The 1,413-nt window shown below is 72.1% G+C and carries 1 pseudogene; it reads left to right on the top strand.

Going from position 1 to position 1,413, the window contains the following annotated elements:
- Positions 1 to 1,283, top strand: a pseudogene (locus AC5LUJ_RS22565) (ISKra4 family transposase); the annotation flags it as partial.
- Between the last annotated feature and the right edge of the window lie 130 nt (positions 1,284 to 1,413).

Raw genomic sequence — 1,413 nt, 5'->3', positions numbered from 1 at the left:
TGCCGATCTTGAGGTGTGGCTGGCGGGGCGGGCGCGGGAACTGACCCGGGCGCTGTTACAGGATCATCTGGATCTGCGGGCTGTGCGGGAGCGGCGGCTGGCCGTGGCGCCGGTGGGGGCGGACGGGGTGGTGCGTACGCGGGTGGAGAAGGCCCATGGCCGGGGGCTTTCGACGGTGTTCGGGCTGGTCAGGGTGTCACGGCTGGCCTACCGAGCGCCGGGGCGGCCAACCTGCATCCGGCCGACGCCGGGCCGAACCTGCCGGATGGGCTGTACTGGCACGGGCTGGCCCGGCTGGTGGCGCTGGAGGCGGCCCGCGGCTCGTTCGACGACGCGGTGGCGGCGGTGGAGCGGGCGACCGGGGTGCGGGTCGGCAAGCGGCAGCTGGTTGAGCTGGCCCGGGCCGGCGCCGCCGACGTCGGCGCCTTCTGCGCCCAGGACCGGCCCGGGGCCGCGGAGCAGGATCGGCTGCTGGTGCTGCAGTTCGATGGCAAGGGCATCGTGATGCGGCCCGAGGGGCTGCGCCCGGCCACCGCGAAGGCCGCGGCGGCGGGGCGGAAGCTGGCGACGAGGCTGTCGCCCGGGGAGAAACAGGGCCGGAGGCGACGGGGAAGTGGCTGGCCGGCTCGGTCGTCGACGACCTCGCCACCGTCGTCGCGCAGGGCTTTGACGAGGCCGAGCGGCGCGCTCCGCACCATGTGCGGACCTGGGTCGTGCTCGTCGACGGCAACAACTCCCAGCTCGACGCCGTCACCGCCGAGGCCGCCCGCCACGGCGTCACCGTCCACATCCTGATCGATTTCATCCCCGTGCTGGAGTACCTGTGGAAGGCCGGCTGGTCGTTCTTCGCCACCGGCGACCCCGACGCCGAGAAGTGGGTCACCGACCGAGCCCGGCTCGTCCTGGAGGGGAAGGCCCGCCAGGTCGCCACCGGGATCCGCCGCCGCGCCACCTCCAACAACTACGACGAGAAGGAACGCAGAGGCGCCGACACCGCCGCCGACTACCTCGACGCCAAGGCCGATCACCTCGACTACGCCGCCGCGCTGGCCAGCGGCTGGCCGATCGCCACCGGCGTCATCGAGGGCGCCTGCCGCCATCTCGTCAAGGACCGCATGGACATCACGGGCGCCCGCTGGGGACTCGACGGCGCCGAAGCCATCGTCACCCTCCGCACACTGATCGCCAACGGCGACTTCGGCGACTACTGGCACTTCCACCTTCTCCAGGAGAAACACCGCAACCACGACAGCCAGTACGCGAGCAGCCGCACACCACCCTGATCAAGTCACTTCAACAGAACTGCACCCAACGCCGATCCCTGCGGATCGGCTTTCCCTGCCCCGCTCCGCGGGGGACCGGATTCCTCCCCGGCCTGAAGGCCGGGGCATCCTCCGGAGCCTTCGGTGACAG

This window comes from Protofrankia sp. CiP1_Cm_nod3 (genome assembly GCF_982290655.1).
Note: the sequence above shows the minus strand (reverse complement) of the source record. Positions and strands in the feature narration are given on the sequence as shown.